The sequence below is a fragment of the Bradyrhizobium sp. JYMT SZCCT0428 genome (assembly GCF_018131075.1).
Lineage (GTDB): Bacteria > Pseudomonadota > Alphaproteobacteria > Rhizobiales > Xanthobacteraceae > Bradyrhizobium.
This window is the reverse complement of record NZ_JAFCLS010000012.1, coordinates 1-17,420: the sequence shown is the minus strand read 5'-3', so window position 1 is coordinate 17,420 and position 17,420 is coordinate 1. Positions and strand designations below refer to the sequence as shown.

Annotated in this window: 12 protein-coding genes and 1 pseudogene; all 13 read left to right on the top strand. The window is 64.5% G+C overall.

Annotated features, from left to right (window positions below; translation table 11 throughout):
* Positions 1-58 precede the first annotated feature (58 nt).
* The 13 genes and pseudogenes from ftsW to ligA all read left to right on the top strand — a co-directional run bounded on the left by ftsW (position 59) and on the right by ligA (position 17,095).
* Positions 59-1,210 carry a putative lipid II flippase FtsW gene (gene ftsW / locus JQ575_RS14065; protein ID WP_212033781.1) on the top strand — a complete coding sequence of 384 codons (1,152 nt, stop codon included), beginning with the start codon at positions 59-61 and terminating at the stop codon, positions 1,208-1,210.
* Between the two features lie 129 nt (positions 1,211-1,339).
* Positions 1,340-2,449 carry an undecaprenyldiphospho-muramoylpentapeptide beta-N-acetylglucosaminyltransferase gene (gene murG, locus JQ575_RS14060; RefSeq protein ID WP_212033780.1) on the top strand — a complete coding sequence of 370 codons (1,110 nt, stop codon included), beginning with the start codon at positions 1,340-1,342 and terminating at the stop codon, positions 2,447-2,449.
* Between the two features lie 131 nt (positions 2,450-2,580).
* Complete coding sequence (gene murC, locus JQ575_RS14055; protein ID WP_212033779.1) at positions 2,581-3,984, top strand: UDP-N-acetylmuramate--L-alanine ligase; 1,404 nt, start codon at positions 2,581-2,583, stop codon at positions 3,982-3,984.
* A gap of 190 nt (positions 3,985-4,174) precedes the next feature.
* Positions 4,175-5,113: a UDP-N-acetylmuramate dehydrogenase gene (gene murB, locus JQ575_RS14050; protein WP_212033778.1), complete on the top strand. Its 939-nt coding sequence runs from the start codon at positions 4,175-4,177 to the stop codon at positions 5,111-5,113.
* Positions 5,113-6,105, top strand: a complete 993-nt coding sequence (locus JQ575_RS14045; RefSeq protein ID WP_212033777.1) for a D-alanine--D-alanine ligase — start codon at positions 5,113-5,115, stop codon at positions 6,103-6,105. Before murB ends, JQ575_RS14045 begins: the two co-directional genes overlap by 1 nt.
* Before the next feature lie 77 nt (positions 6,106-6,182).
* A pseudogene (locus tag JQ575_RS44595) lies at positions 6,183-6,516 on the top strand (D-alanine--D-alanine ligase); the annotation flags it as partial.
* A complete protein-coding gene (locus tag JQ575_RS14040; RefSeq protein ID WP_212033776.1) occupies positions 6,456-7,445 on the top strand; it encodes a cell division protein FtsQ/DivIB in 990 nt (329 codons plus the stop codon). The pseudogene JQ575_RS44595 and the gene JQ575_RS14040, both read left to right, overlap by 61 nt.
* Positions 7,442-8,764: a cell division protein FtsA gene (gene ftsA, locus JQ575_RS14035; RefSeq protein ID WP_192738062.1), complete on the top strand. Its 1,323-nt coding sequence runs from the start codon at positions 7,442-7,444 to the stop codon at positions 8,762-8,764. Before JQ575_RS14040 ends, ftsA begins: the two co-directional genes overlap by 4 nt.
* Positions 8,765-8,854: 90 nt before the next feature.
* Positions 8,855-10,663: a cell division protein FtsZ gene (gene ftsZ, locus JQ575_RS14030; RefSeq protein ID WP_212033775.1), complete on the top strand. Its 1,809-nt coding sequence runs from the start codon at positions 8,855-8,857 to the stop codon at positions 10,661-10,663.
* Between the two features lie 352 nt (positions 10,664-11,015).
* Entirely contained in the window at positions 11,016-11,969 is a 954-nt protein-coding gene (lpxC, locus tag JQ575_RS14025) for a UDP-3-O-acyl-N-acetylglucosamine deacetylase (protein WP_212033774.1), read from the top strand.
* Between the two features lie 361 nt (positions 11,970-12,330).
* Positions 12,331-13,239 carry an outer membrane protein assembly factor BamD gene (locus JQ575_RS14020; RefSeq protein ID WP_192738059.1) on the top strand — a complete coding sequence of 303 codons (909 nt, stop codon included), beginning with the start codon at positions 12,331-12,333 and terminating at the stop codon, positions 13,237-13,239.
* Positions 13,240-13,252: 13 nt separating this feature from the next.
* The gene (gene recN, locus JQ575_RS14015) at positions 13,253-14,926 is read left to right on the top strand and encodes a DNA repair protein RecN (RefSeq protein WP_212033773.1); all 1,674 of its coding nucleotides are present in this window, start codon (positions 13,253-13,255) and stop codon (positions 14,924-14,926) included.
* 15 nt (positions 14,927-14,941) lie between these two features.
* Positions 14,942-17,095 (top strand): NAD-dependent DNA ligase LigA, encoded by a 2,154-nt coding sequence (ligA, locus tag JQ575_RS14010; RefSeq protein ID WP_212033772.1) that lies wholly within the window; start codon positions 14,942-14,944, stop codon positions 17,093-17,095.
* Positions 17,096-17,420: the final 325 nt, after the last annotated feature.

Sequence of the window (17,420 nt, the reverse complement as noted above, 5' to 3'; positions counted from 1 at the left end):
CCCTTGGAAACCATCCTCCGCCACCAATGGATGTTACCTCTGCCATTTGGGGACGCCCATGCTCGCCCGTGACCAACGCACCCCATTCTCGGAATGGTGGTGGACCGTGGATAGACTGCTGCTCGCGGCGATCATCGCGCTGGTCGTGGGCGGCCTCATCCTGTCGCTGGCGGCGAGCCCGCCGGTGGCGACAAGGATCGGGCTCGATCCCTTCCACTTCTTCAACCGGCACGTGATGTTCCTGCTGCCGTCCTTCATCGTGCTGATCGGGGTATCCTTCATGTCCCCGAAGCACATCCGCCGTGGGGCGCTGCTGATATTCGCGGTCTCGATCGTGCTGATCGTGGCGACACTGATGTTCGGCGCCGAGGTCAAGGGTTCGCGGCGCTGGATCACGTTGCTCGGCGTCAATATCCAGGCCTCGGAATCCGCCAAGCCGGCTTTTGTCGTGGTCGCGGCGTGGCTGTTTGCGGAATCGACCAAACGTCCGGAGATGCCGGCGACCTCGATGGCGATGGTGCTGCTGTTGCTGCTGGTGTCGCTCCTGGTGATGGAGCCGGATTTCGGCCAGACCATGCTGATCCTGATGGTGTGGGGCGCGCTGTTCTTCATCGCGGGCATGCGGATGATCTGGGTGGCCGGTCTTGCCGGCGCTGCCGCCGCTGGCTTGTTCGGCGCGTATCTGCTGGTGCCGCACGTCGCGCACCGCATCAAACGCTTCATGAATCCCGGCTCGGGCGATACGTTCCAGCTCGACATGGCGATGGATGCGTTCTGGAACGGCGGCTGGTTCGGGCTCGGGCCCGGCGAAGGCATCGCCAAGCGCAGCCTGCCGGACAGCCACACCGACTTCGTGTTCGCGGTGGCGGCCGAAGAGTTCGGCATCATCCTGTGCCTGGCACTGGTGGCATTGTTCGCCTTTGTCGTGATCCGCACATTGCTGCGCGCCTATGCCAGCGAGGACATGTTCTCGCGGTTCGCCGCTTCCGGCCTCGCCATCCTGTTCGGCGTGCAAGCCGCGATCAACATGGCGGTCAATCTGCAGCTGATCCCGGCCAAGGGCATGACGCTGCCGTTCATCTCCTATGGCGGCTCCTCGATCATCTCGCTGGCCTACGGCGTCGGCATGATGCTGGCGCTGACGCGGCAGCGCCCGCGCACCGAGATCGAGTCGCAGAACAATGCCAACGCGGTGCGGAGTTACGCGTAGGCGGTGAAGGTATCTCCTCGTCATTGCGAGGAGCGATAGCGACGAAGCAATCCACCCATCCGTTATGCCGCGCTATGGATTGCTTCGCTGCGCTCGCAATGACGGCTTGTTGCTTGTAAAAGACCTTCCATGGAAAAAAACGCACCTCTGATCCTGCTCGCCGCCGGCGGTACCGGCGGCCATTTGTTTCCGGCCGAAGCGCTCGGCGTCGAGCTGATCAAACGCGGTTTTCGCGTGCGGCTTGCGACCGATGCCCGCGCGCTGCGCTACAGCGGCCTGTTCTCCAGGGCCAATGACAATATCGACGTGGTCCCGAGCGAGACCGTGCGCGGCCGCAATCCGATCGCGCTGGCACGCACCGCTGTCATGCTCGGTTATGGCGGCCTCATAGCGCTCAACCTGGTGCGGCGGCTGAAGCCATCAGCCGTGATCGGCTTCGGCGGTTATCCGACGCTGCCGCCGCTGATGGCGGCCAGGTTGCTCGGCGTGCCCAGTCTCATCCACGACGCCAACGCGGTGCTCGGCCGCGCCAACCGGTTTCTCTCAAGCCGAGTCAACGCGATCGCGACCTCGCTGCCGGGCGTGCTCGACCGCGATCCGGCGCTGGCTGGCAAGGCAACGACGGTGGGCACGCCGATGCGTCCGGCGATCCTGGCCGCCGCCGCGATACCCTTTGCGTCGCCGGAGGCGAACGGACCCCTTCGGTTGCTGGTGGTCGGCGGCAGCCAGGGCGCGCGCGTAATGAGCGACATCGTGCCACCGGCGATCGAACGGCTGGAGCCGGTGCTGTGGAGTCGGCTGATGCTGACGCAGCAAGTGCGCGAAGAGGATATGGCGCGGGTGCGCGCGGTCTACGACCGGCTCAAGATCGATGCTGAGCTGGCGCCGTTCTTCAGCGATCTGCCGGCGCGGCTGGCGTCCAGCCATCTGGTGGTCTCGCGCTCCGGCGCCGGCACGGTGGCCGAGCTCGCCGCGATCGGCCGGCCCTCGATCCTGGTGCCGCTGCCCGGCGCGATCGATCAGGACCAGTTCGCCAATGCCGGCGTGCTGGCCAAGGTCGGCGGCGCGCTGCGCATCGCGCAGGCGGAGTTCACGCCGGACCGCCTGGCTGCTGAAATTTCCGCATTCGCCGCCGAGCCGGCGAAGCTGACCGAGATGGCCGCCGCCTCCCGCACCGTGGGCAGGCTGGACGCGGCCGGGCGGCTGGCCGATCTGGTGCAGAAAGTTGCCGGAATCTAGGCCGCGACGGTCGATTTTCATTGTTTTTGCGTCATGGCCGGGCTTGTCCCGGCCATCCACGTCTTGCATGAAGTGACGTAGAAGTCGTGGATGCCCGGGACAAGCCCGGGCATGACGAAGGTGAGAATGCCATGAGACTGCCGCGCGAGATCGGACCCATCCACTTCGTCGGGATCGGCGGCATTGGCATGAGCGGCATCGCCGAAGTCCTGAGCAATCTCGGCTATACCGTGCAGGGTTCGGACGCCTCTGAAAGCGGCAACGTCACGCGGCTGCGCGACAAGGGCATATCAGTCTCGGTCGGCCACAAGGCCGAGAATGTCGACGGCGCCGACGTGGTGGTGGTCTCGACCGCGATCAAGCGCGATAATCCCGAACTGATGGCGGCGCGTGCCCAGCGCATTCCCGTGGTGCGCCGCGCCGAAATGCTGGCCGAACTGATGCGGCTGAAGAGCTGTGTTGCGATCGCCGGCACCCATGGCAAGACCACCACGACGACGATGGTAGCAACGCTGCTCGATGCCGGCGACCTCGATCCGACCGTGATCAACGGCGGCATCATCAATGCTTATGGCTCCAATGCGCGATTGGGCGCGGGCGACTGGATGGTGGTGGAGGCCGACGAGAGCGACGGCACGTTCCTGAAGCTGCCGTCCGACGTCGTGATCGTCACCAACATCGATCCCGAGCATCTCGATCACTTCAACACTTTCGAGGCGATCCAGGATGCATTCCGCAATTTCGTCGAGAACGTGCCGTTCTACGGCTTTGCCGTGATGTGCACCGATCATCCCGTGGTGCAGACCCTCGTCGGCAAGATCGAGGATCGCCGCATCATCACCTATGGCGAGAACCCGCAGGCTGATGTGCGGCTGGTCGATCTCACGCCGATGGGCGGCGGCTCGAAGTTCAAGGTCGTGTTCCGCAACCGCAAGACCGGCGCCACGCATGAGATATCCGACATCATGCTGCCGATGCCGGGACGCCACAACGCATCGAATGCGACGGCGGCGATCGCGGTGGCGCATGAACTCGGCATTTCCGGCGAGGTGATCCGCAAGGCGATGGCGGGCTTTGGCGGCGTCAAGCGGCGCTTCACCAAGACAGGCGAATGGAACGGCGTCACCATCATCGACGATTACGGCCATCATCCGGTCGAGATCGCAGCGGTGCTGAAGGCGGCGCGCGAATCCACCAACGGCAAGATCGTCGCCGTGGTGCAGCCGCATCGCTTCACCCGGCTGCAATCGCTGTTCGAGGAATTTTGTACCTGCTTCAACGACGCCGATGCGGTCGTCGTCGCCGAAGTCTATCCGGCCGGCGAGGCGCCGATCGAAGGCATCGACCGCGACCATTTCGTGCTCGGCCTGCGCGCCCACGGCCATCGCGAGGTGATTCCGCTGCAAAACTCTTCCGAACTGGCCAAGGTGATCAGCGGCATCGCAGGCAATGGCGATTACGTGGTCTGCCTCGGCGCCGGCAACATCACCCAATGGGCCTACGCGCTGCCCGGCGAACTGAAGGCGCTGGGGTGAGGGTGGCGTTGATGAACACCGCAGTTGAGACTCGGCACACTCGGCTCCCTCCCCCCTTGCGGGGGAGGGCTGGGGAGAGGGGTGGCGGCAACGGCGGTGCGCGTGGCTTACCCCTCTCCCTAACCCTCCCCCGCAAGGGGGGAGGGAATGGGAAGAGCCAGCCCGGCCATGACGAACCGAGAGAATTCCGTTGACCTTCCCCGACATCACCCCCGATCTCAAATCCGCGATGCCCGGCCTGCGCGGGCGGCTGCTGGCGAACCAGTCGCTCGCCGAGCTGACCTGGTTTCGCGTCGGCGGTCCGGCGCAGCTGCTGTTCACGCCGTCGGATGAAGACGATCTCGCGTACTTCCTGAAGAACCTGCCGAACGAATTGCCGGTCTATGTCGTCGGCGTCGGCTCCAACCTGATCGTGCGCGATGGCGGCATTCCCGGCGTCGTGATCCGCTTGTCGCCGCGCGCGTTCGGCGAGACCCGCGCGGAAGGCGACATTGTGGTCGCAGGCACCGCCGCGCTCGACAAGCGCGTGGCGGAAACCGCGGCATCAGCCACTATCGGCGGCATGGAATTCCTGTTCGGCATTCCCGGCACGATCGGCGGCGCGCTGCGCATGAATGCCGGCGCCAACGGCGGCGAGACCAAGGACGTCCTGATCGAGGCCACCGGCATCGGCCGCGACGGCAGGAAGCACACCTTCACCAATGCCGACATGAAGTTCGTCTATCGCAACAGCGGCGTTGATCCTGCCATCATCTTCACTTCCGCGCGCTTTCGCGGCGCCATTGCCGCGCCCGAGGCCATTCGGGCACGGATGGAGGAAGTGCAGACCCATCGCGAGACCGCGCAGCCGATCCGCGAAAAGACGGGGGGATCGACCTTCAAGAACCCGCCCGGCAACAGCGCCTGGAAGTTGATCGATGCCGCTGGCTGCCGCGGCTTGCGCATCGGCGGCGCACAGGTGTCGGAAATGCACTGCAACTTCTTGATCAATACTGGCAACGCGACCGGGCATGACATTGAAACGCTGGGTGAAACCGTGCGCGCGCGGGTTAAGGAAAATTCCGGAATCGAGTTACACTGGGAAATCAAGCGGATCGGAATCGGACAACCTGGAATCGAGCAAGGCTGATGCGGATTACCATTCTCTTCGGCGGCACCAACAAGGAGCGGCTGGTTTCGGTGGCGAGCGCGCAGGCGCTGCATCGCGCCTTGCCGGAGGCGGACCTGTGGTTCTGGCATGTCGCCGACACCGTGCACGACGTGAAGTCGGAAGCCCTGCTCAATCACCAGCGGCCGTTCGAGGACGAGTTCGAGCCCGGTAATCGCGGCATCGCATTCGAAGCGGCGCTCGATAAAGCGAAAGCCGAAGATCGCGTGCTGGTGCTCGGCCTGCACGGGGGCAGGGCGGAGAACGGTGAACTGCAGGCGATGTGCGAAATGCGCGGCATTCCCTTCACGGGATCCGGCTCGGCGTCTTCAAATCTGGCCTTCGACAAGACCGCGGCCAAGCGCTTCGCGGCGATTGCGGGCGTGGAGACGCCGGTAGGCATCGCGCTCGACGATATCGATGCCGCGTTTGCCGAATACGGCAAGCTGATTGCGAAACCGGCGCGGGACGGATCGAGCTACGGCCTGATCTTCGTCAACGCCAAGCAGGATCTCGTCGCGGTCCGTAACGCCGCCAAGTCCGAGGAATATCTGATCGAGGCATTCGTTTCCGGCGTCGAAGCCACTTGTGGCGTGTTGGAACGCTCCGACGGCACCATCATGGCGCTGCCGCCGGTCGAGATCATTCCGGGCGAGGGTGCGTTCGACTACACGGCCAAGTATCTGCTCAAATCGACCCAGGAGATCTGTCCGGGCCGGTTTTCGCCCGCGATTACCGCGGCCTTGATGGACCAGGCGCACCGGGCGCACCGGGCACTCTCGTGCAGCGGCTATTCCAGGAGCGATTTCATCGTCTCGGCCAAGGGGTTGATCTACCTCGAGACCAACACCTTGCCGGGACTGACCGCGGCCTCGCTGTATCCGAAGGCGCTGAAGGCCCAGGGAATCGATTTTTCCGATTTCCTGCGCGACCAGATCGTACTGGCCGAGAAGCGTGTCGACAGGCGGGGGTGATTCGCCAAGTTAATGCGTCAGGTGAGGGAACCCGCCCCGGCCGGATGAAATATTACTAAAATCCTAACCAATGCCCGGCAAACTACTCACAAGGCTGCTCAAAACACGCCTCTGACCGGCCAGATTTACCCTTTGTTTACCAGGAAGTCCGAAGGTTAACGCTGGCGGCGCATGTGGCGCTTGGCTGCCGGGGCGTAAGCTGTTGCGGATTTCCGCTTCGACGATCGCATCGAGGGAAAAATGGCCTCCTCACAACCGAGGTCTTAACCCATCCCGGCATCACCGAGACATCACGTGCGCCAGAGCCCGCAAGCCTTTTTGCGGGAACAACTTTTTGACGAGCTCGTGCAATGGATGGTGCAGGACGCCTCGCTCGATCGCTGCGATCGCTGGGGCCCCAAGCTGACCTGAAAGCCGCCGCTATCGGAGCGGTCGTGCTGTTGCGCGAGCGGCTGGGCCTTCGCGCCCGCGTGCGGGCGAAGCGGGCGATCGACCGCGAACCGCCGAACCGCCTGATCCTTCTGCTCGAACGTTACCTGCCGAACCGTGCCGGCGTCGCCCTGACCGTGCTGATGCTGCTCGGCAGCGCCTCGCTTGGTGTCGTCAAGGGCGGCCATGTCGACGAGTTCGTCGGTGCGCTCAGCGATACCCGCAACGCGCTGGCGAATTCGGCCGGTTTCCGCATCACCGAGGTGGCCATCAACGGCCGCAAGCAGCTGAGCCAGGATGAAGTGCTCGCGATCGGCGGCGTCAACGGCCGTTCCTCGCTGCTGTTCCTCGATGCCGCCACCGTGCGCGACAAGCTCAAGACCAATCCCTGGATATCGGACGCCGCGATCCTGAAGCTCTATCCCGGCCGGCTGCAGATCGACATCGTCGAGCGTACCGCGTTCGCGCTGTGGCAGCAGGACGGCCGGCTGTCCGTCATCGCCGAGGATGGCGCGGTGCTCGAACCCTATATGTCGCGGCGATTCATTTCGCTGCCGCTGGTGGTGGGCAAGGGTGCCGCCGACAAGGCGCGCGACTTCCTGGCGCTGCTGGATCGCTATCCGCAGGTCCGCAGCGTGACCAAGGCTGCGATCTATGTCGGCGAACGGCGCTGGAACCTGCGCCTCAAGGATGGTCTCGATATCCGCCTGCCGGAACACGACGTCGGCAATGCGCTGGCGCTGCTGAGCAAGCTCGACAAGGAGGACAGGCTGTTCTCCCGCGACATCGTCGTGGTCGACATGCGCCTGCCGGACCGGCTGACGGTGCTGTTGTCCGAAGAGGCGGCGAAGGCCCGCGAGGAACTGTTCAAGGACAAGAAGACCAAGAAAAAAGCCGGTGACGCAGCATGACCGGCCTCGATCGCAACCAGACCCCGAAGACGCGGCCGATGGCGCAGAAGCGCACCGCGCTGGTGGCCTCGCTCGACATCGGTACCAGCAAGATCGCCTGCATGATCGCGCGGCTGAAGCCATCGCCGCCGAACGAGGCGCTGCGCGGCCGCAGCCACGCGGTCGAGCTGATCGGTTACAGCCAGATCCAGTCGCGCGGCGTCAAGGCCGGCGCGGTGGTCGATCTGGCCGAATGCGAACAGGCGGTGCGCCAGGCGGTGGCGCTGGCCGAACGCATGGCCAAGGTCCGCGTCGAATCCGTTTTGCTGTCGGTCTCCGGCGGCCGGCTGCAGGGCCAGCTGGTCGAAGCCGCCGCCGATATCAGAGGCGGCTCGGTCACCTCGGAAGATGTCACCCGCGTGACGTCCACCGGCATGCGCCACGCCACCGGCGAAGGCCGCACCGTGCTGCATGCGCTGCCGGTCAGCTACACGCTGGATGGCGTCAAGGGCATCCGCGATCCCCGCGGCATGGTGGCGCGACAGTTCGGCGTCGACATGAACGTCGTGACGGCGGATGCGACGGTGGCCAAGAACCTGATGCTGGTGGTCGAGCGCTGCCATCTCAACGTCGAAGCCATGGCGGCAAGTCCTTATGTGGCCGGCCTTTCGGTGCTCACCGACGACGAAGCCGACATCGGCGCCGCCGTGGTCGAGATGGGCGCCGGATCGACCACGATCGCGACCTATTCGGCCGGGCGCTTTGTGCACGCCTCGGGGTTTGCGGTCGGCGGGCAACACATGACGATGGATCTTGCACGCGGCGTCGGCGCCTGCATTGCGGATGCCGAGCGAATCAAGACCTTATACGGCACCGTGCTGACCGGCGGGTCAGACGCGCGCGAGCTGATGTCCGTACCCACCGCAGGCGATGACGAGCGCGATGCGCCGCAGATCGTCTCGCGCGCCACGATCGCGAACATCGTCCGGCATCGCGCCGAGGAGATCTTTGAAATGGTCCGGGACCGGCTCGCGGATTCCCCCTTTGCGGCAGAGCCGCGGGCGCGGGTTGTCCTGAGCGGCGGCGCGTCCCAGCTCACCGGTACCGTCGAACTCGCCACCCGCATTCTCAACCGGCCGGTCCGGATCGGCCGCCCGCTCGGCTTCGGCCGGCTGCCCAATGAGGCCAAGAGCGCTTCGTTCGCGGTGCCCGCGGGCCTCCTGGTCTACCCGCAATACGCACACCTTGAACACGTCGAACCGCGGCATACGCGGCAGCTCAGGACAGGGACTGACGGCTATTTCGGAAGGGTCGGACGATGGCTGCGAGAGGGCTTCTGATGACCGGTCTTCATACCAAACGACAATTATCAACTCCTGCGGCCGTCGGCCGGGGCGAACCAACGCGCGCGTTATAATCGAGAGGCAACCATGGCACTCAATCTGACACCCCCTGACATCAGCGAGCTGAAACCACGGATCACCGTCTTCGGCGTCGGTGGAGCAGGCGGCAATGCCGTCAACAACATGATCACTGCCGGGTTGCAGGGCGTCGATTTCGTCGTCGCCAATACCGACGCGCAGGCGCTGACCATGTCCAAGGCACAGCGCATCGTGCAGATGGGCACGCAAGTGACCCAGGGCCTCGGCGCCGGATCGCAGCCCGATGTCGGCGCGGCCGCGGCGCAAGAGGTCATCGACGAGCTTCGCGATCATCTCACCGGCGCCAACATGGTGTTCGTCACCGCCGGCATGGGCGGCGGCACCGGCACCGGTGCAGCGCCCGTGATCGCCAAGACCGCGCGCGAGATGGGCATCCTCACCGTCGGCGTGGTGACGAAGCCGTTCCACTTCGAAGGCCAGCGCCGCATGCGCACCGCCGAATCGGGCATTGCCGAACTGCACAAGGTGGTCGACACGCTCCTGATCATCCCGAACCAGAACCTGTTCCGGGTCGCCAACGAAAAGACCACCTTCGCCGACGCCTTCGCGATGGCTGACCAGGTGCTCTATTCGGGCGTCGCCTGCATCACCGACCTGATGGTCAAGGAAGGCCTGATCAACCTCGACTTCGCCGACGTCCGCGCCGTGATGCGTGAGATGGGCAAGGCGATGATGGGCACCGGCGAAGCCACCGGCGAGAAGCGCGCGCTGACCGCGGCTGAAGCTGCGATCGCCAATCCGCTGATCGACGACTCATCGATGAAGGGTGCGCGCGGCCTGCTGATCTCGATCACCGGCGGCAAGGACCTGACCCTGTTCGAAGTCGACGAAGCCGCCACCCGAATCCGCGAGGAAGTCGACCAGGACGCCAACATCATCGTCGGCGCGACCTTCGACGAAAACCTCGACGGCGTGATCCGCGTCTCCGTCGTGGCCACCGGCATCGAACAGGCGCTGATCGCCCGCAACGCGGCAGCACCCGCTGCCGTCGTGACCAACGCGCCCGCCTCGACGCCGGACACCCGCCTGGCCGATCTGACCGCACGGCTGCGCGCTGACAACCAGCGCCTTGCCGACCGCGCCCAGAGGCACGAGGTCCCCGCGCCCGTGCAGCAGGCCTCGCCACCCCCGGTTCCCGCCGCAGCCCCGCAGCAGCGCGCGTCCAACAGCGTCGAGCGTGCCGCGCTCGCCGCCATTGCCGCGGCCGTTGCTCCGGAAGTCCCGCAGGCCCAGGCGCCGTTGCAGCCCGGCTCCTATGGCGACGTCACGGTTCGCCCGATTGCCCAGAAGCCGACGCTGTTCCCGGATCATAACGAGGCGGCCCGCGCCGAGCCGGAAGCGCAGGCTGCGCTGCCGGAAACCTTCATCCCGCAGGCGGCCGAACGTCCGCCGTCCCGCAGCCCGCGGATGCCCAAGTTCGAGGACCTTCCGATGCCGGCCCAGGCCGAAATCCGGCAGGCCCGCGGCGAGACGGACGAGGATGCTCCGCAGAAGACCCGGCTGTCGCTGCTGCAGCGCCTGGCCAATGTCGGCCTCGGCCGCCGCGATGAAGAGAGCGAGCCGCCGATCGCGGCCCGCGCCTCGGGTCCGGCGATGGCGCCGCTGCCGCCGCTCCCCGAGCGCAAACCGCAGCGTTCCGTCGCCCAGCAGATGGGTAACGAGCCGGTATCGGAGTATGCTCGTCGTCCGGCGCCGCAGGGTCTGGACGTCCATGGCCGCCCCGCACCTGTTGCCCCGGCGCCACAGGGCGACGACCATCTTGATATCCCGGCCTTCCTCCGGCGGCAGTCCAACTGAGGTTTTGTTACAATTCAGGCAACCCAAAAGGCCCCGGCGGAACCCGTCGGGGCCTTTTTCTTGGGCAATGCGGGCTTCACAGCTTCGTCATCAAGTCACTGATATTAAATGATTAATTATGAATTGCGTGATCTGATGCGGCGGCCGGACCGCGGCCGGACCGCGCCGGAATTTGGTTAAGCCTTGGCGCGAATGCGGCAGAGATAGGGTAACAATCGGTAAAAAAGCGTGAGTTGTGCGCTTGAGGGCAGTGACTATGGTCTGCCGTGACTTGGGGATACCGGAAGCAGATTCGACGCGAAAGCGGACAGTTCCTGTCTTTTGGTAAAGTCGGGTAGCGGGCGATTATCGAATGAAGTTCAGCCGTCAGACAACGCTTCGGTCGCAAGCCACCGTGACAGGTGTCGGCGTTCATTCCGGTTTACCGGTTAATCTGACCATCGGACCTGCGCCTGTCGACGCAGGTTTTATTTTTGTCCGCACCGGTCTGGACGATGCCGACCGCGAAGTTCCCGCGATCGCGGAATCCGTGATCGCCACCGACTTTGCGACCGTACTCGGTGACCGCCAGGGCCCGCTCGTTTCCACCGCCGAGCATGTGCTTGCTGCGCTGCGGGGCATGGGTGTCGATAACGCCACCATCGAAGTCGACGGCCCGGAAGTTCCGATCATGGACGGCAGCGCGGCTGCCTTCGTCGCCGCCATCGATCAGGCAGGCATCGTGACCCAGTCCGCCGCGCGCCGCTTCATCCAGGTGCTGAAGCCGGTGCAAGTCTCGCTCGGTGATTCCTTTGGCGAACTGCGCCCCTATGCCAACGGTTTCCGCGCCGAGGTCGAGATCGACTTCGCCAATCCGGTGATCGGCCGCCAGAGCTATTCGCTCGATCTGAGCCCCGAAAGCTTCCGCCGCGAGATTTCCCGCGCCCGGACCTTCGGCTGCATGAATGACGTGGCGCGGCTCTGGAGCGCCGGTTTCGCGCTCGGCGCGTCCTTTGAGAATTCGGTGGTGTTCGACGAGACCCGTCTGCTCAACACCGAAGGCCTGCGCTACAGCGACGAATGCGCCCGCCACAAGGTGCTGGACGTGATCGGCGATCTCGCGCTGGCCGGCCTGCCGCTGCTCGGCGCCTACCGGTCGTCCCGTGGCGGCCACAAGCTCAACCACGCGGTGCTGACCGCCCTGATGGCCGATCGCAGCGCCTGGCGGGTGGTCGAGGCCGAACCGGCACGCCGCCCCCGCGTCGAAGCCGGCGCCGGAATGGTCGGCGGCATGGTCGCCCCTGCCTATGGCCCGGACGTGTCCTGACTTTCGATTTCGAAACGTCCTGACTTTCGATTTCGAGATGCGCCGAAGCCGGCTTTCTTGCCGCCCGTTCCAATTTCCGTAGTAACCACAATTAGTAACGATGGTGTCTTGCCGCCTTAATCCGGGCGAAATGCCTGCGTATTCGGTTGGTTAAGGACCATTTTTCGGCTAGATAGGCCCGCGGTTGCAAGACAGGGCGCCACGAATACTGAGCGCTTGGGAATATGGGGCCAGGGAATATTGGGCTTGGGGAATATTGCGTTCATGACCGCGGTTCATGGATGGACGGGCTCAACCACCAACCGCACCGCTACCAACTGCGTAGCTACAACTGCGTAAAAGGCGTCAGGTCTCACATTTCATGTCGGCACAGCGTATGACGCTCGAACCATGCAAATCAGCGGGTATTTCTCGCCTTCATCGGGCAGCCCGGTCGCTCCGGCTCGCGGCGGGCCTGATCGCGCTGGCTGTCCCCTTGAGCGGATGCGGCACCGGTTCGCTGTGGGACAAGTTCACCGCCAAGGACGACACCTTCATCGAGGAGCCCGCGGACAAGCTCTACAATGAGGGCTTGTACCTGATGAACCAGCGCAAGGATGCGAAGGCGGCGACGAAGAAATTCGAAGAGGTCGACCGCCAGCATCCTTATTCCGACTATGCGCGCAAATCGCTGCTGATGTCGGCATACTCGTTCTACTCAGCCGGCGATTATGACGGCTGCATTGGCGCGGCGACCCGTTACGTTACGCTGCATCCGGGCAGCCCCGACGCCGCCTACGCGCAATACCTGATCGCGGCTTCGCATTATGACCAGATCCCGGATATTTCGCGCGATCAGGGCCGCACCGAAAAGGCGATCGCCGCGCTCGAAGAGGTGATTCGCAAATATCCGACCTCGGAATACGCCACCAGCGCCAAGGCCAAGCTCGAAGGCGGGCGTGACCAGCTTGCCGGCAAGGAAATGGATGTCGGCCGCTATTATATGAAAAAGCGCGACTACACCGCGGCGATCAACCGCTTCAAGACCGTGGTCACCCGCTATCAGACCACCCGCCACGTCGAGGAAGCGCTGTTCCGCCTCACCGAGGGCTACATAGCGATCGGCATCGTCGGCGAAGCGCAAACCGCCGCCGCCGTGCTTGGGCACAATTTTCCTGACAGTCGCTGGTACAAGGACGCCTATAATCTAGTAAAGTCCGGCGGTCTCGAGCCGAGCGAGAATCAGGGTTCCTATATTTCCAGGGCCTTCAAGAAGATGGGTCTCGGCTAGGAATTTAGTTCGCATGCTGGCCCGTCTGTCGATCCGTGACATCGTCCTGATCGAACGGCTCGATATCGAGTTTTCCCGTGGCCTCGCGGTGCTGACCGGGGAGACCGGCGCGGGCAAATCCATCCTGCTCGATGCCTTTGCGCTGGCGCTCGGCGGCCGCGGCGACGCCGGGCTGGTCCGCCATGGCGTGGAGCAGGGACAGGTCACCGCCACCTTCGACGTGCCCAAGGGCCATCCGGCCGCAAAGATCCTTTCCGAAAACGGCCTCGACGATACCGGTGAAATGATCCTGCGCCGCGTGCAGCTTGCCGACGGGCGCACCCGCGCCTTCATCAACGATCAGTCGATCAGCGTGCAGACGCTCAAAGCCGTCGGTGCTGCGCTGGTCGAGATCCACGGCCAGCACGACGAGCGTGCGCTGGTCGATGCCTCGACCCACCGGCAACTGCTAGACGCCTTCGCCGGGCTGGAAAAAGACGTGGCCGCGCTGGAAACGCTGTGGGATATCCGGCGCACCGCCAACGCCGCGCTCGACGCCCACCGCGCCGACATGGAGCGCGCGGCCCGCGAAGCCGACTACCTCCGCCACGCCTCCGACGAATTGAAGGCGCTGCGGCCCCGGGAAGGCGAGGAAACCGAACTCGCCGAACGCCGCACCACCATGATGCAGGGCGAAAAGATCGCCAGCGACCTGCGCGAAGCGCAGGAGGCCGTCGGCGGCAACCATTCGCCGGTGCCGGCGCTGGCGGCCGCGGTGCGGCGGCTGGAACGCCGTGCCGCCAATTCGCCGGCGCTGGTCGAGCCCGCGGTGAAGGCGATCGATATCGCGATCAACGCGCTGGAGGAGGCCGATCAGCATCTCAGCGCCGCGCTGATTGCCGCCGATTTCGATCCGGCCGAGCTGGAGCGGATCGAGGAGCGGCTGTTCGCGCTGCGCGCCGCCTCGCGCAAATATTCGACGCCGGTCGAGGGGCTGGCGGCGCTGGCCGCGAAATATGCCTCCGACGTGGCGCTGATCGATGCCGGCGCGGACCAATTGAAGAAGCTGGAAGCCGCCGCTGATGAAGCCGACAGGCGCTATGCCGCGGCAGCAACCAAACTCTCCGCCGCCCGCACCAAAGCTTCGGAAAAGCTCAACAAGGCCGTCAACGCCGAACTGGCGCCGCTGAAACTCGAACGTGCAAAATTCATGGCGCAGGTCGAGACCGACGCCGCTTCGCCGGGCCCGCAGGGCATCGACCGCGTCGAGTTCTGGGTCCAGACCAATCCCGGCACCAAGCCGGGGCCGATGATGAAGGTCGCTTCCGGCGGCGAGCTGTCGCGCTTCTTGCTGGCGCTCAAGGTGGTGCTGTCCGACCGCGGCTCGGCGCCCACGCTGGTGTTCGACGAAATCGATACCGGCGTCGGCGGCGCGGTGGCGGACGCCATCGGCGCCCGGCTGGCGCGGCTTGCCGGCAAAGTCCAGGTGATGGCGGTGACGCACGCGCCGCAGGTCGCCGCGAGAGCCAACCATCATCTGTTGATTTCCAAGGACGCGATGGACAAGGGCAAGCGCGTCGCCACCCGCGTCAACGCACTCGCCGCCGACCACCGCCGCGAGGAAATCGCCCGGATGCTGGCCGGCGCGGAAATCACCGCGGAAGCGAGAGCCGCGGCGGACCGGCTGCTCCGCGCGGCGACGGCGTGAAGGTGGCGTGGTGCGATGGCTGTGAAAGCAAAGAAGCCGCTCGTCGACGTCGCCAAGCTGACCAAGGCCCAGGCCAAGGTCGAGCTGATGCGGCTGGCACTGGAAATCGAGGCGCATAACGAGCGCTACTATCAGAAGGATGCGCCGACCGTTTCGGATGCCGCTTATGACGCATTGCGTCAGCGGCTGGAGGCGATCGAGGCGAAGTATCCCGATCTGGTCACGACGGATTCGCCGTCGCAAAAAGTCGGCGCCGCGCCGGCGCGCGGGTTCGCAAAAGTGCAGCACGCCGTCCCCATGCTGTCGCTCGGCAACGCCTTCAGCGACGAGGACGTCACCGAATTCGTCGATCGCGTCAGGCGCTTTCTCAAGCTCGATGCCGACCATATTCCGGCGCTGGTCGCGGAACCGAAGATCGACGGCCTGTCGCTCTCGCTGCGCTACGAAGACGGCGAACTGGTCCGCGCGGCGACCCGCGGCGATGGTTTTACCGGTGAGGACGTCACCGCCAATGTCCGCACCATCAAGGATATTCCGCACACGTTGAAGGGCCGCAACATTCCGGCGGCCTGCGAAATGCGCGGCGAAGTCTACATGCTCAAGAAGGATTTTCTGGAGCTGAACAAGAAGCAGGCGGAAGCTGACGATACGGTGTTTGCCAATCCGCGCAATTCGGCGGCGGGCTCGCTGCGCCAGAAGGATGTTACGATCACCGCGTCGCGGCCGCTGAAATTCTTTGCCTATACCTGGGGTGAGATGAGCGAGCGGCCGGCGGATACCCAGCACGGCATGCTGGAGTGGATGGACAAGGCCGGTTTCGTCGTCAATCCACGGACCAAACTCTGCAAGGACGTCGAAGATGTCCTGAAATTCTACAGCAAGATCGGCGAGGAGCGTGCCTCGCTCGGCTATGACATTGACGGCGTGGTCTACAAGGTCGACCGGCTCGACTGGCAGGACCGTCTCGGCTTCGTGTCGCGGAGCCCGCGCTGGGCGATCGCGCATAAATTCGCAGCCGAGCAGGCGACCACCGTTCTCAACGGCATCGACATCCAGGTCGGCCGCACCGGCGCTTTGACGCCGGTGGCACGACTGGCGCCGGTCACTGTCGGCGGTGTCGTCGTGCAGAATGCGACGCTGCACAATGAGGACTACATCAAGGGCATCGGCAATGATGGCAGTCCGCTCCGCGATGGCGTCGATATCCGCGTCGGCGACACGGTCGTCGTGCAGCGCGCCGGCGACGTGATCCCGCAAATCGTCAGTGTCGTCATGGACAAGCGGCCGAGTAGCGCAAAGCCGTACAAATTTCCTGAGGTTTGTCCGGTGTGCGGCAGCCATGCGGTGCGCGAGGAAGACGAGGCGGTGCGGCGCTGCACCGGCGCCCTGATCTGCCCGGCGCAGGCGACAGAGCGGCTGAAGCATTTCGTCTCGCGGCTCGCGTTCGATATCGACGGCCTCGGCGACAAGCAGATCCAGGAGTTTTACGAAGACGGCCTCGTGATGTCGCCGGTCGACATCTTCACGCTGCAGAAGCGTGACGCCCGCTCCACCAGCAAGCTGATGCAACGCGAGGGCTATGGCGAGACCTCGGTGCGCAATCTGTTCAACGCGATCGACGCCCGCCGCAGCATCGACCTGCATCGCCTGATCTTTGCGCTCGGGATCCGCCACGTCGGCGAGGGAAATGCCAAATTGCTGGCGCGGCATTACCACACGATCGATAATTTTCGCGAGGCGATGCTGGCGGCCGCCAAGGGCACGAAGGATGACGAGAACACCACCGAGGCCTATCAGGACCTCAACAATATCGGCGGCATCGGCGAGATCGTGGCCGACGCCGTTGTCGAGTTCTTTGCCGAACCGCGCAATGTGAAGGCGCTCGGCGAACTCCTGCGCGAGATCGAGGTGAAGGCGGCCGAACGGCCGCGCAAGAGCTCGCCGGTGTCGGACAAGACCGTGGTGTTCACGGGCTCGCTGACCAAATTCACCCGCGATGAAGCCAAGGCGGTGGCGGAGCGTCTCGGCGCCAAGGTCGCGGGCTCGGTGTCGAAGAAGACGGACTATGTCGTTGCCGGCGAGGATGCGGGGTCCAAACTGACAAAGGCCCGTGAGCTGGGCGTGGCCGTGCTGACCGAAGATGAGTGGCTGACGCTGATCGGGGAGTGACAGCTTGATTTGGATGTCGTCCTCTCCGCGTCATTGCGAGCGGAGCGCAGCAATCCACATTGCCCCAAGCCACGCTATGGATTGCTTCGCTGCGCTCGCAATGACGGTTAAGTGCGTCAAAACGACCCGACGGGCAAATCAGTTCCGTTTTTCAGAATTCGTGTCAAGTGTAAAATTTCTGTAAATCAAAAATATTTCTGTTGTCGGCCGACCCAAATCAGTGCGCATCTATCGCCATCCCGTCCTGGTCAGAAGGGCGTCGGCCGTCGTCACGGACGTTGGACGGGTTGCGGTGGACGCTGGTTTACGCCTCGACGACGGCGTG